Source organism: Bacillus sp. FSL R5-0431, assembly GCF_038002985.1.
In the GTDB taxonomy this organism is placed as follows: domain Bacteria; phylum Bacillota; class Bacilli; order Bacillales; family Bacillaceae; genus Bacillus.
The window spans coordinates 3,392,986-3,416,274 of sequence record NZ_JBBOOG010000001.1 but is presented as its reverse complement, the minus strand read 5'-3'; the positions used below and the strand labels follow the sequence as shown (position 1 = coordinate 3,416,274).

Here is a 23,289-nt window from a genome sequence, read left to right as displayed (position 1 = left end):
TTTTATGGAGCCTAAGAAATATCGCAGTTTATATGATGATAAAGGTAACCGGCCCCATTTCCTAGGAAATATTAGCGCTGGAAGAATTCGATCCATTCTTGGTCTGGGCCTCTGAAAAAGAAGTAGCAGTATCCATTTGGTAACGTCGTAATTTCTTCATCAATTAATTCAATTTGCAGCTTTTGAATACGATTGAATTCAGCATGAATATTGTCTGTTGTAAAGGCAAGATGGTGAACCTTTCCTTCGGATGGCAGGTCGCTGCTGTACCCTTGGATGAGCTCAATTTCCGTTTCTGTCTCATCTTTAAAGCCGAGAAATGCAAGTTCAATGACTCCGTTTGTATGAGTGATGCGATCCTTTAATTTCATGCCCACGACCTTTTCATAAAAATCAATGGACTGATCAATATTTGTGACCATAATACCTGTATGATCTAATCGTAATGTCGTCAAAAAAAGAGCCTCCTCTATGGTGTGTTGATATTTTTCTCCTCATCTTATCATAATAGAAGTAACGTATACATTCATATGATAGGATAGAGAGAGTCAATTTAGGATAAGGATGACACAAATGAAAAAAATCTCATTAAAACAAACATTTGCAGAACAAGTGAAAAAGGGATATCCGCTCATTTCCAAAGATGCTGTATCTCATGTAAGCGGTGTGAAAGAAGGCGAGCTGATTGAATGGGTGGATGAGCGAGGCGCCTTTTTAGGAAAAGGATATTATGGTGTACAAAATAAAGGAATCGGCTGGGTACTCACATTTGATGCCAACGAAAAAATAGACCAAGCCTTTTTTGTCTCCAAGCTTGAGCAGGCAGCGAAAAGCAGAACGCATTTATTTCGTGATGCGCAGACGACTGCTTTCCGTGTGTTCAACGGAGAGGGAGATGGCATTGGCGGCTTCACGATTGATCATTATGACGGTTTCTATCTCATCCAATGGTATAGCGAAGGAGTTTATACATTCAAGGCGGAAGTATTGGCTGCACTTGAGCACGTATATCCAGACTATAAAGGCATTTATGAAAAGAAACGATTTGATACGTCTGGACAGTATATAGAAGATGATGATTTTGTGAAGGGAGAGAAAGGTGAATTTCCTCTCATCGTGAAAGAAAATGGCATGAACGTAGCGGTTTACTTAAATGATGGTGCGATGACAGGCATTTTTCTTGATCAACGTCATGTGAGAAAAGCGATTCGAGATCGTTATGCAAAAGGAAAGACCGTGCTTAATACATTTTCTTACACAGGCGCTTTCTCCGTGGCAGCAGCGCTTGGCGGAGCGAGCCGGACGACAAGTGTAGATGTCGCAAACCGCAGTTTGAAAAAAACAGCTGAACAGTTTGAAATCAACGATATAGATGTGGACGGGCAGGATATGAAAGTCATGGACGTCTTTAAATATTTTCCGTTTGCAGCGAAAAAAGGATGGACTTATGATCTTGTCATCTTAGACCCGCCATCCTTTGCACGCACGAAAAAGCACACATTCAGTGCGGCGAAGGATTATAAGAAGCTATTAAAAGAAGCCATCCAAATCACAGCTGAGAACGGCGTCATTGTGGCATCAACGAATAGCAGTGCATTTGGTATGAAGAAATTAAAAGGATTTATTGCGCAGGCCTTTAAAGAAACAGGGCAAACCTATCGTATCCTTGAAGAATATACACTTCCTGAGGATTTCCGTACAACGAAGAATTATCCTGAAGGAAATTATTTAAAGGTTGTCTTTATCCAAGCATAAGAAAAAGCCATTTTCCGATAAAGGAAATGGCTTTTTTATAAGGCAAACGACATGAGGAGAGGCGCTGCACATAATGTAATAATAGCTGAAAGAATCATCGACACACTTGAGATCGTCCCTGAGACGGAGCTCATTTCAAATGCCTTCGATGTTCCTGCCCCGTGTGCACCTGTTCCAAGCAGGACGCCCATGGCAATGTCATTATCAATACGGAAATAACGAATGACCATTGGACCGATGATTGACCCAAACAGTGCGGTTAAAATGACGAATACAGCCGTAACGGACGGCATGCCGCCAATCATTTCTGACACACTCATCGCCACTGGTGTTGTGACCGACCTTGGGACAAGACTTTCAATAAGTCCTGTATCCAAATGAAACAACTTGGCGATAAATGCTGTTGATAGGATCGCAATGACAGAACCGCAAGCCACATTCAAAATAATTTCCACTGCATGCTTCTTCAGAATGTGAAAATACTTATATAAAGGAATGGCAAAAGCAACAGTCGCAGGCTGAAGCATATTCGTGAGCCATTTACCGCCTTGATTGTATGCATCGTAAGGAATGTTGACGATTAACAGCAAGACGACAAGGACAAGCGGCGTCACAAGTAATGGGGAGACATAGACCTTCGGATGCCGTTTATACACCGCTTTTGATCCGAGATATAAAAGAACCGTTAAGATCAGAAATAGTGCGCCAACTAACATAGCTTTTTTCGCTCCTTTCTTTTTGCAATCATTTGCGTCATGATACCAGTCGAGAGCATGACGACAAAGGTACTAAGTAAGACGACAAGTACAATACTTGTGCCAGATTGAGAAAGCAATGTTCCATAATCAATGACACCAACTGCTGACGGGATAAAGAATAGCAGCAGTTCTCCAAGCAGCCATACGGCGCCAAGTTCAATCCATTTTAATTGAATAATTTTAAAATGAAGTAATAAGAAAATGACCAGAATGCCTAAAATCGTGCCCGGAATTCTTAAATGCAAAAAGGCCGCGAGCACATTCATCAATTTCGCAAAAACAAACAAAGCCATAATCTGAAGGACAGCGATCAGCGGCGTTTTGAGCAATCTCACTTTCTGTTCACTCCTTTTTCTATATAAATTGTTCACTGTTTCACAAAAACATGACAACGTTCCAATTGATTAGCTTACTTTAAAGTGTACAGCACGTTCAGTTATAGGTAAAATACATATATCGAATAGTTAGTATTCCTTTTGTCTATAGGAAGGGTGAGTCATGTGGACATTAGACATTTAACATATTTCTTAGAAGTGGCGAGGTTAAAAAGCTTCACAAAAGCATCACAATCTCTTTATGTGTCGCAGCCTACCATTTCCAAGATGGTCAAAAATCTCGAGGATGAGCTGGGGGTGCAGTTGTTTTATCGAAATGGCCGGCAGGTTGAAATGACAGATGCTGGACAAACGATGTATACACAGGCGAGTGAAATCACACAATCATTTCAGAATTTAACGAGCGAGCTAAATGATTTAATGAATGTCAAAAAAGGACATATTCGCATCGGGCTGCCGCCGATGATTGGATCGAGTTTTTTCCCGAATGTCATGGGAGAATTCCGCCAACAGTATCCAGATGTCACATTTCAATTGGTGGAGCACGGCTCTATTAAAGTAGAGGAAGGGGTCGAAGATGGTTCGTTAGATATTGGTGTCATTGTTCTGCCTGCAAATGATAAAATTTTTCATACGTACACCATTATTAAAGAAGACATGAAGCTCGTGACGCATCCATTACATCCGATGGCAGGTCGTGATAAGGTTGATTTAGCTGATTTAAAGGAAGAGTCCTTTATTTTCTTTCGGGAAGACTTTGTTTTGCATAGCCGGATATTGAATGAATGTATGAATGCGGGCTTCCGGCCCAATGTCATTTATGAAACGTCTCAATGGGATTTCATTAGTGAGATGGTAGCCGAGAACTTGGGAATTGGTCTTCTGCCTGAGCGGATCTGCCGTGATCTTGATCCTGAAAAGGTGAAAGTCATTTCCTTAAACACGTCGATCCCGTGGCATTTAGGAGTCATTTGGCGAAAGGATCGCTATTTGTCGTTTGCGGCAAGAGAATGGTTAAAGCATACTAAATCCTATGTGTGGGGAGCAGAGTAAAAGGGAGGACGATACGGATGAAAACAAGCTGCGTGTCTCATTTATTGGAGAGGGTTCGAGCGGAAAATCCACTCGTTCATAATATTACCAATCAAGTCGTGACGAATTTTACAGCGAATGGTCTGCTTGCTTTAGGCGCTTCGCCAGTCATGGCAAATGCCAAAGAAGAAGTGGCTGAAATGGCGCAGTTGGCGGATGCACTTGTGCTCAATATCGGCACATTGACAAAGGACACGGTGGAGGCCATGGTTCTGGCTGGACAAGCTGCCAATGAAAATGGTGTACCTGTTCTATTAGATCCTGTCGGCGTCGGTGCGACAACGTTTCGAACGAAAGCGGCAAAACAGCTGTTAGAGCAAGTGAACATGACCGTTGTCAGAGGAAATGCTGCAGAAATGGCTCATTTACTTGGAGTAGATGGCTGGGAGTCAAAAGGCGTTGATGCGAAAGCAGCAAACGGAGATGTATCGGCACTAGCCAAACAAGCGGCAAGGACACTTCAGACCGTTGTGGTGATCACAGGAAAAGTCGATGTGGTGTCAGATGGAGAGGACGTGTTGTCTATTCATAATGGACATGAATGGCTCACCAAGGTGACGGGAACCGGCTGTTTACTGACGTCTGTCATCGGGGCATTTTGTGCAGCAGGTGAACGGCCGCTTCATGCGTCGGCAGCTGCACTACTGTTTTATGGTGTCGCAGCTGAAAGGGCAGCTCAGTACACAAAGGATAAAGGACCAGGAACTTTTCAAATGGAATTGTTAAATGCACTCTCACAAACAAATGGCGATGATGTGTTGACATTGGGGAGAATAGGGGGAATTTCACATGACAAAGGCTGATCAACAGCAAATCAAACAGCAATTATCGGTTTATTTTATTATGGGAACAGCGAATACAAGCAGACCGCCGCTTGATGTCGTAAAAGAAGCCATTCGAGGCGGAATCACCATGTTTCAATTTCGAGAAAAGGGCGAGGGAGCCTTGCAAGGAGGAGAGAAGAAACAATTGGCTCGTCAACTTCAAGTGCTTTGCCAAAAAGCAAATGTTCCTTTTATTGTGAATGATGATGTACAGCTGGCGATAGACCTTGATGCAGATGGCGTTCATGTTGGACAGGAAGACACAAATGCAGAAGACGTCAGACAACGGATCGGGAATAAAATATTAGGTGTGTCTACGCATAACCTAGATGAAGTGAAACAAGCCATGAAGGACGGCGCAGATTATGTCGGCATGGGCCCAGTTTATCCAACAGAAACGAAAAAGGATACACGCAGTGTCCAAGGAGTATCTTTGATCACTGAAGTACGTCGTCATGGTCTTCATATTCCAATTGTTGGCATCGGGGGTATCACATACGACAATGCTGCACCAGTCATCCAAGCAGGGGCAGATGGTATTAGCATCATTAGCGCCATTAGCCAGAGCGCTGATCCAAAAAAAGCAGCAGAAAAATTGAAAGCACTTGTTGCATCAGAAAAAGCATCTCTTTAACCTGTAGGAGACATGGATTGACTCAATTCATGTCTTTTCTGATTTCAGGGAAAATAGACAGGTGAGAAACAATTGTGTACAATTAAATTGTTCGATTATTTTCGAAATGACAGGTAAATAAAGGAGAATGAATAATGGAAGTGCTCGATACGTATTTTCGCCGATACGATGAAGCGGGAAAAGGGCAGGAGCAAATGAATGAATTGCTAGCATTGTTTTCTGACGATGTCATGATTGTCTTAAATGGTGCCGAGAAGCCTGGTATTCAAGCGTTTACACAGTTTTTAAACACATTTTTCCACGTGCATGAAGACATCAAGCATATGTGGGATGGATGGAAAAAAAGAGAAGACGGAAAGTATGAAACGAACTGGGCTGTTTGCGGGAAACTTTCGGATGGCCGTGTCTATACAGCAGAAGGAATTGACATTGCAGAACTGGACGACAAAGGAAAGATCATTTATTTAGAAAACGTTCCGAAAAATCCAGAGTTATTTCAGCGCTATTAAAAAGCCGGCTCACTGCCGGCTTTTCCTTATGAATCAGTATCCATATGCATGCCTGTATGTGCCTTTACTTGAATTTCCGTAAAGGTGTCTTCATCTGCTTTTTCAGAGGAGAATATCGTGCCTAAGTAAGCGGCAAGGAATCCGAGTGGGATCGAGATAATTCCAGGGTTCGACAGCGGGATGAGCGGGTCTCCTGTAAAGATGGCGGCTCCCGATGGGTCCCAGACGCTTGGGCTGAGCGAGACGATGATCAGTGCGCTCAGCAGTCCTACTAAGCTCCCTGCAATGGCACCCGTAGAATTAAATCGTTTCCAAAAGACAGTGAAGATAATCAATGGTAAATTTGCACTTGCTGCCACGGCGAAGGCAAGTGACACAAGAAAAGCGACGTTTAAGGATTGGGCAAATAATGCAAGAATGATGGAAAGAATGGCCACGCCGATGGAAGCAAAGCGTGCCGCCTTCACCTGTTCCCGTTCACTCGCTTTCCCTTTGCGGATGATCTGACTATAAAAGTCATGGGCAAAGGCAGACGCTGCGGATAAGACGAGACCAGTTACCACTGCCAAAATGGTCGCAAAGGCAATAGCGGAAACAAAGGCAAATAATAAATCACCTCCAAGGGCTTGTGCGAGCAGAGGAGCGGCCATATTTCCTGCTGCATCTGCTGCTGTGATCGCTTCTGTTCCAACAAAGGCAGCAGCACCGAAGCCAAGGAAAACCGTCATTAAATAAAAAATACCGATGATCCACGTAGCGGATAGAACAGATTTACGCGCAGAAATGGCATCCTTTACCGTATAAAACCGAATCAAAATGTGCGGCAAACCTGCTGTCCCAAGCACTAAAGCAAGGTTCAAAGACAGGGTCTCTAAAGGCACATCATATTTATTTCCCGGGTGAAGAAATGCCCCACCAAGCGGGGTCGCTGTTTTCATCTCCTCAAACATCTTCAGCAGACTAAAATCAAACTTTGCAAATACAAGCAGTGAAATAATCAGGGTCCCAAGCATGAGAAGCACAGCCTTTGTGATCTGTACCCAGCTGGTAGCGATCATGCCGCCAAACACTACATAAATGGTCATCAAGACACCTACGACCAGCACAGCAATCCAGTAATCAATGCCAAGAAGCAGTTTGATTAATGCACCTGCCCCAACAAGCTGTGCAATCATATAAAAAGTAGAGACTGTGATTGTGTTAAACGCGGCAACCCCTCGAATGGCAGGACGCTTAAATCGTGCAGCAATCATATCGGCCATCGTATATTTCCCTAGATTTCGAAGCGGTTCGGCCACAACGTAAAGAACGACAAGATACGCCACTAGAAAGCCAATGCTATAGAAAAATCCGTCAAATCCATTTAACGCGATCATTCCAGCGATCCCTAAAAATGATGCGGCAGACATATAGTCCCCGGCGATGGCAAGGCCGTTCTGAAACCCAGTCAAACCTCCGCCTGCCGTGTAAAAATCGCTCGCATTGCTCGTTTTTTTCGCAGCAAAATATGTGATGACCAATGTGAGCCCTACGATCGCTATGAATAAAATAAAAGCGGTCATGCTCATTCGTCATCACCTCTTGATTCAGTTTTTAAAGCGCTTACATATTTGTCGAACTGAGCTGCTTTCCTCGCATAAAGTCCACATAATACCCAGGTCATGACAAATTGTGTGAGGGCGAATAACCAAGCCCATGAGATCGCGCCAATTGCCGGCGTGTTCAAAAAGGTGAAGTAGGATGTAGCAACCGGAAGTGAAAAGTAAAAGAGAAAAAAGAAAATCGTCATCGGTACGATAAATCTGCGTTTTTCCTCGAGAAGTTTTCGAAAATCCTCTGAAGCGGCAACCTTCTTATAATGAACTTTTTTGTCTGCCATTGTTTCCTCCTTTGTACGAATTAGGGACAAGGTACTCCAATGCATATGAGACGATCTGGTTGTTTATGACAGTATATCATAAAAAAGGCACCCGAAAAGGGTGCTTTCTACCGATAATTCGCAAGAAATGTTTGTCTCGCTTTTTCATATGTTTCTGCATCAAAATGATCTCCGCATTTGTGGATACACCAAGGCTCTTCTTGCCTCGCAATTCCAACCTCATAGCCCTGCTGGACGAATTCAAAGGACTGCGAAACATCATAAAAATGAAAGCCATCAAAGAGATCCTCACGCCACTTCACATCATACTGCGTCGCCATGAAAAGACCATCAATCGCCGAAGCGTTGATATAATCTTGTGTTTCCGCCTGTTGTTGACGACCTCTTTCAAACGAAAGCAGCTGATAGGTGTCGTGACGATATTCAATGACTTTCCCCCTGCAATGAGAACTCTCCCACCAAATCCCATTGTCAGGCACGCTTTCTGCACCTATGACCCCAACCATCCCAAGTGATGGATGCTGTAAAAAAAGCGGGATCAACTCAAGCAGCATATGCTGTTTGACAATCAATGTATCTTGATGAAGATAAATTTTAAACTGAGCTGGATGGGTGATCGCTTCATTATAAGCAGAGGTCATACTGGATGCATGTCTAATCGGCAAAACCTCTACATGATATCCATGGGGAGCAGGAAGTGAAGCGAGCTGCCGAAAGCAAGCCTGAAACATGGACTCATCATTTACACATAAAACAAACAGGATGGTGGGGTTACTCATGAAGCTGAACCGCCTCAACCACATACTGATAGGCGGTAGCGGCCTCGTGAAAATCTGAACGAATGCCATGCTTCATGAGTAATTCATGTAAATCACTCATCACGCTTGCATAGGAAGGATGCTGTACGCGAATGGTTTCGAGTTCGCGAATACGAAAGCCTGCTGAATGAAAGAGTGCATGAATTTCATGAAGGGTGAAGAAACGTAAATGTGTTTGATCCATTAATCCTGCATCTGTATAAGTGAATCTGCCGGCTAGTAATTCTAAAACTGTTGATATGTGACCGATATTCGGAATGGATGACAGGATGGCTCCTTCTTTTTTAAGGAAGGGTTTGACCTTCTTTAAAACGGCCCACGGATCCAATAAATGTTCAAGGACATCTCCGAAAATGATGCAGTCAAAGTGTTCATGTTCGTAAGGGAGAGTCATCTGTTCAATATTTCCGCATAGAACATGATCTAGCTCTTGCTCAGCCTCTTTTGCTGCATCCTCAAACGATTCAATTCCATAAATGGTCCGGCCCTTTTGTTTCAGGACTTTTCCAAGTTTGCCTGTGCCGCATCCGATATCCAATAAAGACGTCCATTCCTCACGAATACGGCTGACAATGACCGGGTTCAAGCCATGATAATACTGATCCTTTTTTTGGTGATAATAGGAAAGGGAATCTGAACTCACGCTCTACCCACCTTTCTGCTTTCTCATTGTTTTCATGCTTAATATATGGGTGGGGAGCTTGGTTTTATAACGTGAGAATGACAATTTTCATGAATAGCGGCTATAAAGGGATCATATAAAGAACGGGAAACGGACTGTCCTCCTAATATAGAAAGACAGAACCCCATGAGTGGAAGGGATTGGTATGAAGGGGTGTTCAATTACTGTAGCGTATCGTCATGAAAGGATTTTCAAAAGGTCAATTGACAAGTCAGAACTTTTAGCCAAAGCAGTCTGAAAGACAAAGGATAACGGCGTTGATTTACGGTTTGTTTATCATCTTCTGATCACCGTTGGATGTTAAAAAAGCTTGTATTTCTTCGATGCCTAGTCCAATTTTTTTCGCTTCCTGAATCAAATAAACCCACTCTTCGTCAACTCTTCTTTTCACTTGCGTATCCATAATATCCTCCAGTTCAATAAGACATATTCATCTGCAACCAATGACTTGAACAAACCGTCTAGTAACTGTACGTGTGGATGAAAACAGCGCAAAATAGATTTTGTCGAAAAATGATGACATTTAACCTATTTTGTAAAATCTATCACCTACCACGTTCCTAAAAAAATGACTAAAAAACCCATAAATATTGATTTCTTACTTCTAATAATAAACAATTGTAAAGTCAGTTAAAAGATTATAAATTAAAATAATGAAAAAGACCTAAATCATTTGGCTTATATAAACCAATTAGGTTGACATTTGCCATCAAGTAGAACAAATTTCATCTGTGCAGGACGTACATATTGTTCGTTTGGGAAGTTCTTCTCAAGATGGTATTCTAAAAGAAACAGAAACCACCAAGAAGGAATGAAGAAAGACATGTATAGCCTTTTTCAAAAGTATCAAGAAGTTGTCATGTATCTTGTGATGGGTGTGTGTACAACCATTGTCAACATAGTCAGCTTCTACTTATTCGTTGAGATGTTTTCCATGGATTATAAAACAGCTACAGTTGTTTCATGGGTATTTGCTGTTCTCTTTGCTTATATCACCAATAAGAAGTATGTCTTCAAGCAAAAGGCTCGTGATACGAAAAGCCTTATGCGTGAGCTTTCTTCATTTTTTAGTGTTCGTCTCATGTCTCTAGGTGTAGATCTGGGGCTGATGATTTTATTTGTGAGCCAAATGGCGCTCAATGAAACCGTCGCAAAAATTCTTGTCAACTTTGTGATTGTGGTCGTGAATTATGTCGCCAGTAAATGGTTCGTCTTCAAGAAAACAAAAGAAGATGCGATTTAACACATGAAAAAAGATAGGTGATGTGAAATGAGCAGCAGGCCAGACGAATTATATGATGTCATATATCAGCAAACAGAAAAGCAGCATGAACAAGTGCTGAGGCTAGTCAAAGAAATGACCGCACATCCAGAAGCGTTTTCGGAACAAGAAAAGGAAAAGATCAACCGAATGGACATTGCGCTTCAAACGGCAACGGACATTTTAGAAAACTTAATGACACCTGACACGCAAATGACCATTGTTTTAAGACAAGGGAGAATTCATGTTGACCTGACGAAAGCGTAAAAGAAGCAGCCAATTGTGAAAGCGGCTGCTTTTTATTATGCATCGCTTGTTTCCCGCAGTTGCTTTGGAGACATGCCGATTTTCTTTCGAAAGACTTTATTCAAGTAATTCGCATTTCGGTAGCCGCACTGTATGGCGATTTCTTCAATCGAGTATTTTGTTGTTTTCAGTAACGTTTCCGCCTTTTCTAACCGGATATTGGTTAGATAGTGAATAGGTGTGAAGCCAGTGGCCTTTTTGAATTCCCTCGTAAAATGACTTTTGGATAAACGTGCCGCAGCTGCCATATCGTCCGGGCCAATTTCCTCGTGAAAATGATGGCTGGCAAACAAGGCAGCTTGAACGATGGGCTCGGGCCATTTCTCCATTTGTCCCTCAAGCTTTGGCAAATATGAATATAGTTCCATGACAAATTGATAAGCAAGGCTAGACCCCTCAAATGGATTGGTAATCCGTCTTTCACTGGCTTCATCATAAATGTTCTTGAGCAGGCGGATCGGTCTGGAATTTGGATGAAAACGCATGACCTGCTTTCCTTGGTCAATAAATTGGTCAAAGCAAAGATCGCAGGCTTCCCCGTAAAGCGTTAAATAAAGGAATTCCCAATGCTCACTGTCCTCTGGAAAATAATATTGATAGGCACTTGGGCTTTTCACGAGAAAGGCCTGACCCGGCAACACTTTGAAACGTTTCTCTCCGATTTCAATCATGCCATGTCCAGACAGTGTGAGCTGAAAGATGCACTTGCCCTGATCTTTCCGCTCCACGCCATTCCAGCTATATAACGAAGATGATTGTACTTCCCAGCCAACAGACCATATTTGCGCCGGCAATGTCACATCAGAATGGTGAAAACGAAATGCAAATGCTTCCTTCTTCAAATTGGAAACCCTCCTTCACAGCAAAAAACAACCTTTTTCTATTTAGAATCATGTTACACCTCATATCACATCGTACCATTCACAGCAAAAAAAGGGTATTTTTTAACGGTTTTTTTACCATTGAACTGATGCTGCTGGGACAACTAAAATAAAAGTATCAGAAGAGAAAAGGGGAATGGATATGATCGATACGTTACGCGCGGCATTTCACCAGCAATTTGGAGATAGAGAAGAACTTCGCTATTTTTTTGCCCCAGGAAGGGTGAACTTGATTGGTGAACATACAGATTACAATGGAGGCCATGTGTTTCCATGCGCACTTACTCTCGGAACGTATGCTGCTTGTGCGAAGCGTTCAGATGGCCGCGTGAGAAAGTATTCCTTGAACTTTGATAGCGAGGGTGTGAAAGAATTCAATCTTTTTGAAATCGCTTACGTGGAATCGGATGGCTGGGCGAATTATCCGAAGGGTGTGTTCAATCAGTTTATAGAAGCAGGGATGAAGATAGAAGAAGGCTTTGACATTGTGTACAGCGGCAATATTCCAAATGGCGCAGGTCTGTCTTCCTCTGCCTCCATTGAGCTTGTCACCGCTGTTCTCATCAACGAATGGCATTCATTCAGCGTTTCAAATGCCCGTCTTGCCCTCCTTTCACAGCGTGCAGAAAATGAATTTATTGGCGTCAATTGCGGGATCATGGATCAGTTTTCGATTTCCCTTGGAAAAGAAGATCACGCCATTTTGCTCAATTGTGACACCCTTGCCTTTGAATACAGTCCGTTTCGGCAAGAGGGACTGGAGCTTGTCATCGCCAATACAAATAAAAAGCGGACACTGGCTGATTCCAAATACAATGAGCGCCGGGCAGAGTGTCAATCAGCTTTAAATGATCTTCGGAAAAAAATCGACATCACCCACTTATGTGAGCTCACTGCGGATGAATTTGCAGCACATGCCCACTTGATTGAAGATGACATATGCCGCAAACGGGCAAGACATGTCGTGACGGAAAACGAGCGGACGATGAAAGCAGTAAATTTTCTGAAAGATGATAAAATGGAAGAACTAGGTGGGCTCATGAAGGCTTCTCATCTTTCTTTAAAGAATGATTATGAAGTAACAGGACTTGAACTAGATGCACTGGCTGAAGCAGCTTGGGGGCACCCGGGGACGATTGGCTCCCGTATGACAGGTGCAGGCTTTGGCGGATGCACGATCAGCATTGTGAAAGAAGAGCTGCTGAGTTCATTTATAGAAGAAACTGATGCGATATATCAAGAGAAAACAGGCATTCAAGCCTCTTTTTACACAGCTGGAATTGGAGGCGGCGCAAGAGAACTCACAAAGGGGGAAGGTTGATGACAATTTTAGTTTGTGGAGGAGCAGGGTACATAGGCAGTCATGCGGTGGCGGCTCTTCTAGCGAAAGGCGAACGAGTAGTGGTAGTGGATAATTTGCAGACAGGCCACAAAGAAGCTGTTTTGGAAGGAGCTGTCTTAGAAGAGGGAGATTTACGGGATCACGTCTTTTTAAGACAGGTTTTCAAAACACATCAAATAGAAGCGGTCATGCACTTTGCGGCAGATTCACTTGTCGGGGAGAGTGTGATAGACCCGCTTAAGTACTATGACAACAACGTCGGCGGAGCAACCGCTTTACTACAAATAATGAATGAATTTGATGTGAAACACATCGTCTTTTCTTCAACTGCTGCTGCATACGGTGAACCGAAGCGCGTGCCGATCGTTGAAACGGATGAAACGAACCCAACGAATCCTTATGGAGAAACAAAACTAGCGATTGAAAAAATGCTGAAGTGGTCTGAGCAAGCGTATGGAATAGAATACGTAGTGCTTCGGTACTTTAATGTAGCTGGTGCCCATACAGAAGGACTTGTCGGAGAGGATCATCAGCCTGAGACACATCTCATTCCAATTATTCTGCAAGTTGCTTTAGGAAAACGGGATCAGATCATGATTTACGGTGATGATTATGAGACAGAGGACGGCACATGTATTAGAGATTACATTCATGTGATGGACTTAGTAGAGGCACACATCTTAGCCGTTGATCGGCTGCGTGCTGGAAAAGGCAGTGCTACCTACAACTTAGGGAATGGAACAGGTTTCTCCGTGAAGCAGGTCGTAGAAGCTGTCAGAAAAGTCACGGGGCATGCCATCCCGGCACAAGTGGCAAAAAGACGCGCGGGAGATCCAGCAAAGCTGATTGCTTCTTCTGAAAAAGCGCTGCAAGAATTGGGATGGACACCTCAATATGCTGACCTTCACACGATCATTCAGAGCGCGTGGGATTGGTTTCAGAAGCATCCAGATGGCTACCAAAGTGAATAAAGCGTAACAGGCAGGCAAGAGAGGGGACAGAGGGAATGGCGATTGATATTTTTGAAAAATTGGAACAGCTGATTCAATACGGGATCAATAAAGAGCTGATGACATCACTAGATATCGATTATACGAGAAATCGGCTGCTTGAGGTGCTCGGGCTCGATGACGCTGAAGCAAGAACAGTCTCAGGAGAAGGAGACCTTGAAGACATTTTAATGCCGATGCTGGATTGGGCAGTAGAAACAGGCCTTATTCCTGAGGGGACGGATACGTATCGTGATTTACTAGATGCGAAAATCATGGGCTGCTTGGTGGCACCTCCAAGTGTCATCTATGCGAAGTTTGAAGAAAAACGCCAGCAGGGAGGACCGAAGGCAGCTACAAGCTGGTTCTATGCGATGCAGCAGCATGCCCACTATATTCATACAGGCAGGATCGCCAAAAATGTACAGTGGTTTACACCAACAGACGATGGTGTGCTGGAGATCACCATTAATCTATCAAAACCGGAAAAGGACCCCAAAGCCATCGCTGAAGCCAAGAAGCTCAGTCAAAAGCAATACCCTCTTTGTCTCCTTTGTAAAGAAAACGTTGGCTTCGAGGGGCGGATCAACCATCCAGCGAGACAGAATCATCGGATTATTCCTGTGACACTCTCAGGTGAATCGTGGTTTCTGCAATTTTCACCTTATGTGTATTACAACGAGCACTGCATAGTGTTCAAAGGTAAACATGAGCCAATGAGCATCACCAAAAAAACCTTTGAACGACTGCTTTCCTTCATATCTATATACCCGCACTATTTCATCGGGTCGAACGCCGACCTTCCGATTGTCGGAGGCAGTATATTAAGTCATGACCATTTTCAGGGCGGTGCACATGAATTTCCGATGGCGAAAGCAGAGATGGAAGAAGTCTTTTCTCTCAAAGCCTTTCCGGATGTGCGAGCTGGCATTGTGAAATGGCCGATGTCTGTGATCCGCCTTCGAAGCAGCGAGCGGCAGTCGCTCGCGGACGCAGCAGACTTTATCTTACATGAGTGGAAATTGTATTCAGATGAAGAGGTGGGGCTGATCGCTCATACAGGAGAGACTCCGCACAATACCATTACACCTATTGCGCGGCGCCACGGGGATGACTATGAATTAGATTTAGTGCTGCGTAATAACCGTACAGACAAGCGGCACCCAGACGGCATTTTCCATCCGCACGAAGAAGTCCACCATATTAAAAAAGAGAATATCGGATTAATTGAAGTCATGGGCCTTGCTGTCCTTCCTGGCAGATTAGCAGAGGAATTAAGCCAATTAAAAGAGGCATTGCTATCCGAAAGTCCTCTTGAAGAAATCAAAGCCCGTCCTGCTATCATGAAACACGAAACATGGGCAAAGCGACTGCTTGAAGAGAACACCTTTACAGAGGACAATACCGAAACCATTTTACAACAAGAAATTGGCTCTATTTTTTCTCGAATTCTCTCGCAGGCGGGTGTGTTTAAAAGAACTGAGCAAGGGAAAACAGCTTTTAACCGTTTCATTCAAACACTTCATATAGGCAGGTGATTAGATGATTGAACAAGTAAGAGAGCTAATGGAAGAAAAGCAGCTTGATGGTGTCTTGATTCAAAAGCGAAATAACTTCTCCTGGCTGACAGGCGGAAGAAGGAATCACATTGTGTTAAATACGCCAGAGGGCGTGTGCCAGCTGCTCGTCTTAAAAGACGACCTCGTCCTCATTGTGAATCAAATGGAAGAAAAGCGGATCATTGAAGAGGAAATGGCGTATGTCGATCATCCCTTTCAAGTGGTCACAATGGATTGGTATGAGGATGAGACCCCCTACATTCAAGAATTCACAAAAGGTAAACGAATTGGGGCGGACATTCAAATGGGTGGATTCGAATGGATCGATCCGGATTTGTCACATGTTCGATCGATCCTTACTGTCTCGCAGCTCAGTCAATATGAAATCCTTTGTCATGAAACAGCGGTCATTGTAGAAAGTGTCTGTCAAGAAATCGTGCCAGGGCAGACCGAACACGAAATTGCTTCGCTTGTTGCTCAAAGAGCCATTGCACAAGGGATGACGATAGAAGTCCTGCTTGTGGCAACGGATGACCGGATCCATCAATACCGTCACCCGATTCCAACAGAGAAAGCACTTCAAAAGCACGCGCTTGTTGTCCTCTGTGCAGAACGGCACGGGCTCGTAGCGAATGTCACAAGGTCTGTTTACTTTGGTCAGCTTCCAAAGGAGCTTGAAGAGAACAAAGAGCGGCTTGCACGAATTGATACAGTTATGAATGCTGCCACACGTCCTGGTAAAACATTAGGAGATGTACTGAAAGCAGGTATTGCTCAGTATGAAAAAGAGGGCTTCCCTGATAGCTGGAAAAAGCTTCATCAAGGGGGAAAGACGGGATTTGTATCTAGGGAAATCATTGCCGTTCCCTCATCGAAGGAAGAAATTCAGCTGCATCAAGTGTTTACGTGGAATCCTTCGTTGCCTGGACTGAAATCAGAGGATACGATAGTAGTAGAAAAAGAGGGCAACCGCTTTTTAACCTATACAGGCAAGTGGACGTACATGGACATTGAACATGAAGGGGAGATCTATAGACGACCTGACATCTTAGTGAGAGATGAATAAATGCAGAGTGCCGGCGCTGAGCCGGTTTTTTGCTGGAAGTCTTTAGCGAGATTCCACTAATTCAGCATCATTACCAATTCTTACAGCGTATCGCAGAGAATCGATACTTTCTTTTCTTGTGAACTTGCGTTAAAATGAGTAAGGTTTTTGTTAAATGTGGGGATACCTATTTCAAAATTGTTTACCTAGATAAAATTTCATTAAGTTAAATTGAAATTCGACCAAACTTTTTTATTGTGGTAAACCTAAATTTGACAAAGTTCTTGATTGTTTGTCCTTTGCCTTCAACTCTCAACTTTTCAAAATCCTAGAAATTTATTGTGTGTGCAATAATATAAATTTATGTCGAATTTATGACATTTTAATAGAAATCTGTTGAAAAATAAATGAACTTTTGAAAAAAGGGAAGCTAACTCTAACAGATTTTGATAGCATTACAAAGGGAAGAAAAGTTTTCGAAGGCAGATGGCTTTTCACAATTATTCAGCAATTTATACATTATCTAAGGAAGGATGGTGATCTTCTTGTTCAGAGCCATTAAACCTATGCTTTTATTAGCGATGCTCGTGAGTGTTTTTTTATTAGGAGGTTGCAGCAATATCGCTGTTTTAGATCCTAAAGGACCTGTCGCAGCACAACAAAAAGACTTAATCCTTTTATCCATTGGATTCATGCTCTTTATCGTTGGTGCGGTATTTGTACTGTTTACCATCATTTTGGTTAAATACCGTGAGCGTAAGGACGTTGGAAACGCCTCTTATAACCCAGAACTACACGGGAATACGCTTCTAGAAGTTATCTGGACAGTGATCCCAATATTAATCGTTGCTGCCCTTTCGGTTCCAACTGTAAAAACAATTTACTCTTTGGAAGAGGCACCTCAAGCAACAAGCCATAAAGATCCACTTGTCGTTTATGCTACAGCTGTTGATTGGAAATGGATCTTTAGCTATCCAGAGGAAAATATTGAGACAGTGAACTACTTAAACATTCCAAAAGATCAGCCGGTTTTATTCAAAATCACTTCCGCTGATACAATGGCATCACTATGGATTCCTCAGCTAGGCGGGGAGAAGTATGCGATGGCTGGAATGGAGATGGAACAATATCTTCAAGCTGATCAAGTTGGCACATATGAAGGAAGAAACGCCAACTTCACAGGCGAGGGCTTTGCTCAGCAAAAATTCAAAGTCAATGCGATGACGCAGTCTGACTATGATAAATGGGTAAGCAAAACGAAGAAAGAAGCACCAAAGTTAACGAAGAAAACGTATGACTACTTGATGCTTCCGGATGCTGCAGATGTGCAGACATTCTCATCAACACATTTATCCTTTGCGAAGCATGGCGAGGATTCTGAATACGCACTCCAAGCACGCAAACGTTTAGGTTACCAATCAGTTTCTCCGCATTCCAAAACAGATCCTTTCGAGAATGTGAAGAACTATAAAAGAAAACTAGATAATGAATAAACTGACTAAGGAAAGGAGGAGGCCGTTATGCATTTGAAATGGGATGAGTTTTTTGTAACTGGAGACCCATTAATTCTTGGTGCGCAAATTTCTATCGCTCTTACTTCCATTGCTATCGTGTTTGTTTTAACCTACTTTAAAAAGTGGAAATGGCTCTGGAAAGAATGGCTAACATCAGTTGATCATAAAAAGCTTGGGATCATGTATATCCTTGCTGCTGTGATTATGTTCTTCCGCGGTGGGGTAGACGGACTGATGATGCGCGCACAGCTGGCGCTTCCTAATAATACGTTTTTAGATTCCAACCACTATAATGAAATTTTCACAACGCATGGTACGATCATGATTCTATTCATGGCGATGCCATTTTTAATTGGTTTAATCAACGTCGTTGTTCCTCTTCAAATTGGTGCACGTGACGTTGCATTCCCTTATTTGAACAACCTTAGCTTCTGGACATTCATGGTTGGAGCGATGCTGTTCAACATTTCCTTCGTCATTGGAGGATCACCAAGTGCAGGCTGGACGAGTTACATGCCGCTCGCCGGAAATGATTTCTCACCAGGTCCTGGACAGAACTATTACTTGCTCGGGCTCCAAATTGCAGGTATTGGTACACTTATGACTGGTATTAACTTCATGGTGACCATCTTAAAAATGCGTACAAAAGGTATGACGCTTATGCGTATGCCAATGTTTACATGGACAACATTGATTACGTCTGTCATCATCGTATTCGCATTCCCTGTATTAACAGTTGCTTTAGCACTTATGACATTTGATCGTTTATTCGGTTCCGCATTCTTTACACTCGAAGCAGGCGGTATGCCAATGCTTTGGGCGAACCTTTTCTGGATTTGGGGACATCCTGAGGTATATATCGTCATCCTGCCGGCTTTCGGTATTTTCTCAGAAATCTTTGCGACTTTCTCAAGAAAACAGCTGTTTGGTTACAAAGCGATGGTTGTATCGATTGTGGCAATCTCTGTTCTTAGTTTCCTTGTGTGGGTTCACCACTTCTTTACAATGGGGAACAGTGCAGCGGTTAACTCATTCTTCTCGATTACAACAATGGCGATTTCTGTACCAACAGGTGTGAAAATCTTTAACTGGCTCTTTACGATGTATCGAGGCCGTATCAGCTTTACTTCGCCAATGCTTTGGGCACTTGGTTTCATCCCGAACTTCGTTATCGGTGGTGTCACTGGGGTTATGCTTGCGATGGCAGCTGCGGATTACCAGTACCATAACACGTACTTCCTTGTATCCCACTTCCACTATGTATTAATCGCAGGTACTGTTTTTGCTTGTTTTGCTGGCCTTGTTTTCTGGTATCCAAAAATGTTTGGTTACAAGTTAAACGAAAGAATCGGCAAATGGTTCTTCTGGGTATTCATGATCGGATTTAACATCTGTTTCTTCCCGCAGTACTTCTTAGGACTGCAAGGAATGCCAAGACGTATTTATACGTATGGACCAGAAGATGGCTGGACTGCACTAAACTTTATTTCAACAATTGGTGCATTTATGATGGGTATCGGATTCATCATCCTTTGCTACAACATCTACTACAGCTGGAGACACGCGAAACGTGAAGTGTCTGGAGACAGCTGGGGAGATGGACGTACTCTTGACTGGGCGACATCTTCTGCAATTCCGCCGCATTATAACTTTGCAGCACTTCCAGAAGTGACAACACCAGATGCATTCCATCATTGGAAGCAAAACAACGTAGACGTTCATCCTGAAAAAGAATTCAAGAAAATTCACATGCCGCACAATTCAGGCAGACCACTCATCATGTCTGCATTCTTCGGACTTGGTGCATTCGGTCTTGTATTTGAATGGTACTGGATTGGCGTTATTGGCTTAATCGGTGTATTCGCAACAATGATTTTACGCTCATTTGAATATGACGATGGCTACTATATTCCTGTTGAAGAAGTGATTGAAACAGAGAAAAAGAATAAGGAGGCGCAGAAGTAATGGGACATAATGATAGCAGCTATGCAAATGCACCGCTTGAATATCAGTCTGAAACAGGACGTTTAAACATCCTTGGTTTCTGGATATTCCTTGGCGCGGAAATCGTGTTATTCTCAACACTTTTTGCGACCTACTTTGTTCTTCATGGCAGAACAGCTGGCGGCGTTTTACCAGCTGAACTGTTTGATATGAAGCTTGTATTGATCATGACATTCCTGTTATTGGTTAGTTCATTTACATGCGGGATTGCTGTTCATGAAATGCGCCGTGGAAGTACAAAAGGGGTTGTCATTTGGACGATTCTGACACTGCTTCTAGGTGCAGGCTTCGTTGGCTTTGAGATTTTCGAGTTCTTCCATTATGTACATGAGGGTGCGAGCATCCATACAAGTGCGTATTGGTCTGCATTCTTTGTACTCTTAGGAACTCACGGACTACACGTATCCATCGGTATCTTCTGGATTACCGGGGTCTTGTTCCAAATTAAAAAACGTGGATTAACTCCACAAACAGCAGCGAAGATTTTTATCTCAAGTCTATACTGGCATTTCCTTGATGTTGTATGGATTTTCATCTTCACAGCTGTTTACTTGATCGGATTAGGGGGGCTTTTGTGATATGGCTGGAAAAACACATTCCTCAGCAGAGCACGAACACTTCCCTTGGAAACACGTAGTTGGCTTCATCCTATCCATTGTGCTAACAATCTTAGCATTCTGGATTGCCATTGGAGCTGAAATTGGCAGTTCTGCAAAACTATGGATTATCTTTGGTTTTGCCTTCATTCAAGCGTTCTTGCAGCTATTCATGTTTATGCACATGACAGAAAGCGAGAACGGAACTGTTCAAGTCGGAAATACATTGTTTGGTCTGTTTTGTGCGATTATCTTCGTTATCGGATCTGTTTGGATCTTTGCGGCTCACTACAGCCACGGAGAGAACAGCAAAGACGGTTATTCACCTTCTGCGCCAAAGCAGTCTGAGCATTCAGAGAAATAATAAAAAAACCACTCATCCCTCAAAGGTGAGTGGTTTTTATCATGATGTTGATTACGCCTCCAATAGGTGGTGCGTGATTTATCTGGTGCTGCTGAATCTTTTGCGAATGAATGGAAGTCCATAAATGAGAAACGCTGCAATGTGTGCCAAAATGACGTTAATGGCAAAGAATGCGATCATGAAGGTATGTCCTGCTGGAGATAAACTGCTCGTCATGTAAAGACCGAAGAAAATCCACATAATCATAATGGGTGGAATAGAAGCTAGTGCAATTTTTCTGTTTTCAAGCCATAAAAACAGGGGTGTAGCCGTTGCAATACATAGGTACGCAAAGAACATATCCATCGTATCCAACTCCTTTGTAAGTTGATATCCAAATCAAATGAGAGGTCAGGATGCAATTGTGTCTGTTTTTAGGAGATATTGTGAACATTTTGTTACAAGTATTATACCACAATTGACTTTGAAGTAAACTCAATAATTGGAAAATGGGCCTTATTCCGTAGAAAGTGGCTTTTTCCTTTTCTCTCCGTACAGCTTATGCTGGCTTGATAATTGCTTGTCATATCGCCACATAGGTCATTGAATTTCCCCCTTAATATCTGTAAAATAATCTTTTTAAAGGACTCATGATCGGATGAATGGAAAGAGTATAGAGGAATTTTTTCCTATTGTTAGAAAGAAAAGTATTTCATTTTTTGAAAAATGATTGGAACCTTTCGGATGTATCTTCCGTCATATTTAAGGTGAGTTGCTTTTGTGAAAAATTCAATCTAATATAAATAAGGGCTTTTATGTTTTGTAATAAGGGTGGTTAGTTCATGAACAAGCAGAATACATCTCCGTACTATCAAGGGGATTTAATTTTTATATTTTTAGCCTTCTTTGCCATCAGTGTCATTGCGATTTATGCTGCGGGTCAATTTGGACAGTATGGATCTAATGCATGGACGAGGCAGATTATTTACTACATGGTCGGAGTTATATGTATTGTAGCCATAAATTACTTTGATTTGGAGCAATTAGAGAAGCTAAGCCTCTATATTTTTATAGGTGGCATACTGTTGTTACTTTTTCTGAAAGTCGCTCCTGCACAAATCGGAGGTCATGATTTTGCTCCAATTAAAAATGGTGCGAAAAGCTGGTTTGTGATACCAGGGATTGGGACACTTCAGCCTTCAGAGTTTATGAAAATTGGTTTGATTATGATGCTTGCATCTGTCATCGGTAAGTCAAGCCCTAGAGGAAAACGGACATTAGAAGATGATATCTTCCTACTATTAAAAATTGCCGGTGTAGCAGCCGTTCCAGTTGGACTGATTTTCTTACAGGATGCAGGTACGGCAGCTGTCTGTATGTTTATTGTCGTTGTGATGGTGTTTTTATCAGGGGTCAATTGGAAGCTGATTTCTCTCATCGGTTCTGTGGTTGTGCTTTTAGTTGCCGCTGTGTTAGCCGTGATCATTCTCTTCCCTGATGTTGCGAAAACAATTGGCATTCAGCAGTATCAGATTAACCGGATTACCGCTTGGCTGCCTGATAGCTCTACGTCAGCCAACCAAGCGCAGACTCAGGATGCGTCTGGGTCTGATAAATATCAAGTAGACCAGGCCATTATGGCTATTGGTGCTGGACAGATTTTTGGGAATGGGGTTAAAAACTTAAAAGTCTATGTCCCAGAAGCACAAACAGATATGATTTTCTCCATTATAGGAGAAGCCTTTGGCTTTGTCGGATGTGCGTTTGTTGTGATCATGTTCTTCTTCTTGATCTACCGGCTTGTCGTGCTGATCGACCGTATCCATCCATATAGCCGGTTTGCGTCATTCTTCTGTGTAGGATATACAGCACTGATTGTGATCCATACGTTCCAGAACATTGGGATGAATATAGGCGTGATGCCTGTAACGGGGATTCCGCTCCTATTTATCAGCTTCGGAGGAAGCTCTGTCTTATCTGTCCTTATTGGATTCGGGATTGCTTATAACGCAAGTGTTCAATTAACGAAATATCAAAGTTATTTATTTAAATAAAACGGGTAAGGGCAGTCTAAGTATAGACTGTCTTTTTTCATGCGAGTTTTAATTTTTGAAAAGCCATATGTCTTTGTCATATGATAGTACAAGTGAAGGAGGTCTTCGA

General features: G+C 42.6%; 26 protein-coding genes. 16 read left to right on the top strand and 10 right to left on the bottom strand.

All coding sequences use genetic code 11. From position 1 onward, the window contains the following. Window positions 1-71 precede the first annotated feature (71 nt). The gene (locus tag MKZ03_RS17630; protein ID WP_034660421.1) at window positions 72-455 is read right to left on the bottom strand and encodes a VOC family protein; all 384 of its coding nucleotides are present in this window, start codon (window positions 453-455) and stop codon (window positions 72-74) included. Between the two features lie 118 nt (window positions 456-573). Between MKZ03_RS17630 and MKZ03_RS17625 the strand changes: the two genes are divergently transcribed. After that, window positions 574-1,755: a class I SAM-dependent rRNA methyltransferase gene (locus MKZ03_RS17625; protein ID WP_340974050.1), complete on the top strand. Its 1,182-nt coding sequence runs from the start codon at window positions 574-576 to the stop codon at window positions 1,753-1,755. Window positions 1,756-1,790: 35 nt separating this feature from the next. On the opposite strand, the gene MKZ03_RS17620 is transcribed toward MKZ03_RS17625, so the two are convergent. Continuing rightward, window positions 1,791-2,471 carry a CidB/LrgB family autolysis modulator gene (locus MKZ03_RS17620; protein ID WP_034660418.1) on the bottom strand — a complete coding sequence of 227 codons (681 nt, stop codon included), beginning with the start codon at window positions 2,469-2,471 and terminating at the stop codon, window positions 1,791-1,793. After that, entirely contained in the window at window positions 2,465-2,848 is a 384-nt protein-coding gene (locus MKZ03_RS17615; protein ID WP_080869561.1) for a CidA/LrgA family holin-like protein, read from the bottom strand. Before MKZ03_RS17615 ends, MKZ03_RS17620 begins: the two co-directional genes overlap by 7 nt. Before the next feature lie 165 nt (window positions 2,849-3,013). Here MKZ03_RS17615 and cidR point away from each other — a divergent pair, with 165 nt between their 5' ends. The 4 genes from cidR (at window position 3,014) to MKZ03_RS17595 (ending at window position 5,907) form a co-directional block, all read left to right on the top strand. Next, window positions 3,014-3,901, top strand: a complete 888-nt coding sequence (gene cidR, locus MKZ03_RS17610; RefSeq protein WP_340974048.1) for a cidABC operon transcriptional activator CidR — start codon at window positions 3,014-3,016, stop codon at window positions 3,899-3,901. Window positions 3,902-3,918: 17 nt separating this feature from the next. Continuing rightward, a complete protein-coding gene (gene thiM / locus MKZ03_RS17605) occupies window positions 3,919-4,743 on the top strand; it encodes a hydroxyethylthiazole kinase (RefSeq protein WP_340974046.1) in 825 nt (274 codons plus the stop codon). After that, the gene (gene thiE, locus MKZ03_RS17600; protein WP_341032513.1) at window positions 4,730-5,398 is read left to right on the top strand and encodes a thiamine phosphate synthase; all 669 of its coding nucleotides are present in this window, start codon (window positions 4,730-4,732) and stop codon (window positions 5,396-5,398) included. The genes thiM and thiE overlap by 14 nt, the downstream gene beginning before the upstream one ends. Window positions 5,399-5,532: 134 nt before the next feature. Further along, window positions 5,533-5,907, top strand: coding sequence for a nuclear transport factor 2 family protein (locus tag MKZ03_RS17595; protein WP_334750563.1), 375 nt, complete (start codon window positions 5,533-5,535; stop codon window positions 5,905-5,907). 26 nt (window positions 5,908-5,933) lie between these two features. Here MKZ03_RS17595 and MKZ03_RS17590 read toward each other — a convergent pair whose 3' ends face one another. The 5 genes from MKZ03_RS17590 to MKZ03_RS17570 form a co-directional block, all read right to left on the bottom strand. Beyond that, a complete protein-coding gene (locus MKZ03_RS17590) occupies window positions 5,934-7,475 on the bottom strand; it encodes a solute symporter family protein (RefSeq protein ID WP_034660414.1) in 1,542 nt (513 codons plus the stop codon). Beyond that, window positions 7,472-7,786 carry a DUF485 domain-containing protein gene (locus MKZ03_RS17585; RefSeq protein ID WP_034660734.1) on the bottom strand — a complete coding sequence of 105 codons (315 nt, stop codon included), beginning with the start codon at window positions 7,784-7,786 and terminating at the stop codon, window positions 7,472-7,474. Before MKZ03_RS17585 ends, MKZ03_RS17590 begins: the two co-directional genes overlap by 4 nt. A gap of 107 nt (window positions 7,787-7,893) precedes the next feature. After that, window positions 7,894-8,565, bottom strand: coding sequence for a glycosyltransferase family protein (locus MKZ03_RS17580; protein WP_034660733.1), 672 nt, complete (start codon window positions 8,563-8,565; stop codon window positions 7,894-7,896). Further along, the gene (locus MKZ03_RS17575) at window positions 8,558-9,247 is read right to left on the bottom strand and encodes a class I SAM-dependent methyltransferase (RefSeq protein ID WP_066031560.1); all 690 of its coding nucleotides are present in this window, start codon (window positions 9,245-9,247) and stop codon (window positions 8,558-8,560) included. The genes MKZ03_RS17580 and MKZ03_RS17575 overlap by 8 nt, the downstream gene beginning before the upstream one ends. 301 nt (window positions 9,248-9,548) lie before the next feature. Next, complete coding sequence (locus MKZ03_RS17570; RefSeq protein ID WP_008345506.1) at window positions 9,549-9,689, bottom strand: anti-repressor SinI family protein; 141 nt, start codon at window positions 9,687-9,689, stop codon at window positions 9,549-9,551. A gap of 456 nt (window positions 9,690-10,145) precedes the next feature. Between MKZ03_RS17570 and MKZ03_RS17565 the strand changes: the two genes are divergently transcribed. Both MKZ03_RS17565 and MKZ03_RS17560 read left to right on the top strand, forming a co-directional pair. Further along, window positions 10,146-10,529, top strand: a complete 384-nt coding sequence (locus tag MKZ03_RS17565; RefSeq protein WP_012011676.1) for a GtrA family protein — start codon at window positions 10,146-10,148, stop codon at window positions 10,527-10,529. Between the two features lie 27 nt (window positions 10,530-10,556). Continuing rightward, window positions 10,557-10,814: a hypothetical protein gene (locus MKZ03_RS17560; protein ID WP_003215318.1), complete on the top strand. Its 258-nt coding sequence runs from the start codon at window positions 10,557-10,559 to the stop codon at window positions 10,812-10,814. Between the two features lie 35 nt (window positions 10,815-10,849). On the opposite strand, the gene MKZ03_RS17555 is transcribed toward MKZ03_RS17560, so the two are convergent. Next, window positions 10,850-11,695, bottom strand: coding sequence for an AraC family transcriptional regulator (locus tag MKZ03_RS17555; protein ID WP_034660412.1), 846 nt, complete (start codon window positions 11,693-11,695; stop codon window positions 10,850-10,852). Between the two features lie 181 nt (window positions 11,696-11,876). On the opposite strand from MKZ03_RS17555, the gene MKZ03_RS17550 reads away from it, so the two are divergent. The 8 genes from MKZ03_RS17550 (at window position 11,877) to qoxD (ending at window position 21,147) form a co-directional block, all read left to right on the top strand. Beyond that, on the top strand, window positions 11,877-13,055 hold the full coding sequence (locus tag MKZ03_RS17550) for a galactokinase (RefSeq protein WP_445662030.1): 1,179 nt from the start codon (window positions 11,877-11,879) through the stop codon (window positions 13,053-13,055). Then, on the top strand, window positions 13,055-14,047 hold the full coding sequence (gene galE / locus MKZ03_RS17545; RefSeq protein WP_341032510.1) for a UDP-glucose 4-epimerase GalE: 993 nt from the start codon (window positions 13,055-13,057) through the stop codon (window positions 14,045-14,047). The genes MKZ03_RS17550 and galE overlap by 1 nt, the downstream gene beginning before the upstream one ends. A gap of 35 nt (window positions 14,048-14,082) precedes the next feature. Beyond that, a complete protein-coding gene (galT, locus tag MKZ03_RS17540; protein ID WP_341032509.1) occupies window positions 14,083-15,603 on the top strand; it encodes a UDP-glucose--hexose-1-phosphate uridylyltransferase in 1,521 nt (506 codons plus the stop codon). Window positions 15,604-15,607: 4 nt separating this feature from the next. Further along, a complete protein-coding gene (locus MKZ03_RS17535; RefSeq protein ID WP_341032508.1) occupies window positions 15,608-16,690 on the top strand; it encodes a M24 family metallopeptidase in 1,083 nt (360 codons plus the stop codon). Between the two features lie 515 nt (window positions 16,691-17,205). After that, on the top strand, window positions 17,206-18,162 hold the full coding sequence (qoxA, locus tag MKZ03_RS17530) for a cytochrome aa3 quinol oxidase subunit II (RefSeq protein ID WP_095285740.1): 957 nt from the start codon (window positions 17,206-17,208) through the stop codon (window positions 18,160-18,162). Between the two features lie 27 nt (window positions 18,163-18,189). Continuing rightward, the gene (qoxB, locus tag MKZ03_RS17525; RefSeq protein WP_034660406.1) at window positions 18,190-20,148 is read left to right on the top strand and encodes a cytochrome aa3 quinol oxidase subunit I; all 1,959 of its coding nucleotides are present in this window, start codon (window positions 18,190-18,192) and stop codon (window positions 20,146-20,148) included. Beyond that, window positions 20,148-20,765, top strand: a complete 618-nt coding sequence (qoxC, locus tag MKZ03_RS17520) for a cytochrome aa3 quinol oxidase subunit III (RefSeq protein ID WP_007497820.1) — start codon at window positions 20,148-20,150, stop codon at window positions 20,763-20,765. The genes qoxB and qoxC overlap by 1 nt, the downstream gene beginning before the upstream one ends. Window position 20,766: 1 nt before the next feature. Continuing rightward, window positions 20,767-21,147: a cytochrome aa3 quinol oxidase subunit IV gene (gene qoxD, locus MKZ03_RS17515; protein WP_007497818.1), complete on the top strand. Its 381-nt coding sequence runs from the start codon at window positions 20,767-20,769 to the stop codon at window positions 21,145-21,147. 78 nt (window positions 21,148-21,225) lie between these two features. Here qoxD and MKZ03_RS17510 read toward each other — a convergent pair whose 3' ends face one another. Then, the gene (locus MKZ03_RS17510) at window positions 21,226-21,492 is read right to left on the bottom strand and encodes a spore morphogenesis/germination protein YwcE (protein ID WP_003215279.1); all 267 of its coding nucleotides are present in this window, start codon (window positions 21,490-21,492) and stop codon (window positions 21,226-21,228) included. Between the two features lie 476 nt (window positions 21,493-21,968). Here MKZ03_RS17510 and MKZ03_RS17505 point away from each other — a divergent pair, with 476 nt between their 5' ends. Then, window positions 21,969-23,180, top strand: coding sequence for an FtsW/RodA/SpoVE family cell cycle protein (locus tag MKZ03_RS17505; protein ID WP_066031564.1), 1,212 nt, complete (start codon window positions 21,969-21,971; stop codon window positions 23,178-23,180). Window positions 23,181-23,289 lie beyond the last annotated feature (109 nt).

What these genes read in the sequence shown, in the direction of transcription:
- qoxB (WP_034660406.1), top strand. Translation starts at nt 18,190, where the DNA reads ATGCATTTGAAATGGGATGAGTTTTTTGTAACTGGAGACCCATTAATT.
- qoxD (WP_007497818.1), top strand. Translation starts at nt 20,767, where the DNA reads ATGGCTGGAAAAACACATTCCTCAGCAGAGCACGAACACTTCCCTTGG.
- thiE (WP_341032513.1), top strand. Translation starts at nt 4,730, where the DNA reads ATGACAAAGGCTGATCAACAGCAAATCAAACAGCAATTATCGGTTTAT.
- MKZ03_RS17535 (WP_341032508.1), top strand. Translation starts at nt 15,608, where the DNA reads ATGATTGAACAAGTAAGAGAGCTAATGGAAGAAAAGCAGCTTGATGGT.
- MKZ03_RS17570 (WP_008345506.1), bottom strand. Translation starts at nt 9,689, where the DNA reads ATGGATACGCAAGTGAAAAGAAGAGTTGACGAAGAGTGGGTTTATTTG.
- MKZ03_RS17620 (WP_034660418.1), bottom strand. Translation starts at nt 2,471, where the DNA reads ATGTTAGTTGGCGCACTATTTCTGATCTTAACGGTTCTTTTATATCTC.
- MKZ03_RS17505 (WP_066031564.1), top strand. Translation starts at nt 21,969, where the DNA reads ATGAACAAGCAGAATACATCTCCGTACTATCAAGGGGATTTAATTTTT.
- MKZ03_RS17565 (WP_012011676.1), top strand. Translation starts at nt 10,146, where the DNA reads ATGTATCTTGTGATGGGTGTGTGTACAACCATTGTCAACATAGTCAGC.
- MKZ03_RS17590 (WP_034660414.1), bottom strand. Translation starts at nt 7,475, where the DNA reads ATGAGCATGACCGCTTTTATTTTATTCATAGCGATCGTAGGGCTCACA.
- MKZ03_RS17560 (WP_003215318.1), top strand. Translation starts at nt 10,557, where the DNA reads ATGAGCAGCAGGCCAGACGAATTATATGATGTCATATATCAGCAAACA.
- thiM (WP_340974046.1), top strand. Translation starts at nt 3,919, where the DNA reads ATGAAAACAAGCTGCGTGTCTCATTTATTGGAGAGGGTTCGAGCGGAA.
- MKZ03_RS17510 (WP_003215279.1), bottom strand. Translation starts at nt 21,492, where the DNA reads ATGGATATGTTCTTTGCGTACCTATGTATTGCAACGGCTACACCCCTG.
- galE (WP_341032510.1), top strand. Translation starts at nt 13,055, where the DNA reads ATGACAATTTTAGTTTGTGGAGGAGCAGGGTACATAGGCAGTCATGCG.
- MKZ03_RS17580 (WP_034660733.1), bottom strand. Translation starts at nt 8,565, where the DNA reads ATGAGTAACCCCACCATCCTGTTTGTTTTATGTGTAAATGATGAGTCC.
- galT (WP_341032509.1), top strand. Translation starts at nt 14,083, where the DNA reads ATGGCGATTGATATTTTTGAAAAATTGGAACAGCTGATTCAATACGGG.
- MKZ03_RS17550 (WP_445662030.1), top strand. Translation starts at nt 11,877, where the DNA reads ATGATCGATACGTTACGCGCGGCATTTCACCAGCAATTTGGAGATAGA.
- qoxC (WP_007497820.1), top strand. Translation starts at nt 20,148, where the DNA reads ATGGGACATAATGATAGCAGCTATGCAAATGCACCGCTTGAATATCAG.
- MKZ03_RS17625 (WP_340974050.1), top strand. Translation starts at nt 574, where the DNA reads ATGAAAAAAATCTCATTAAAACAAACATTTGCAGAACAAGTGAAAAAG.
- MKZ03_RS17595 (WP_334750563.1), top strand. Translation starts at nt 5,533, where the DNA reads ATGGAAGTGCTCGATACGTATTTTCGCCGATACGATGAAGCGGGAAAA.
- MKZ03_RS17585 (WP_034660734.1), bottom strand. Translation starts at nt 7,786, where the DNA reads ATGGCAGACAAAAAAGTTCATTATAAGAAGGTTGCCGCTTCAGAGGAT.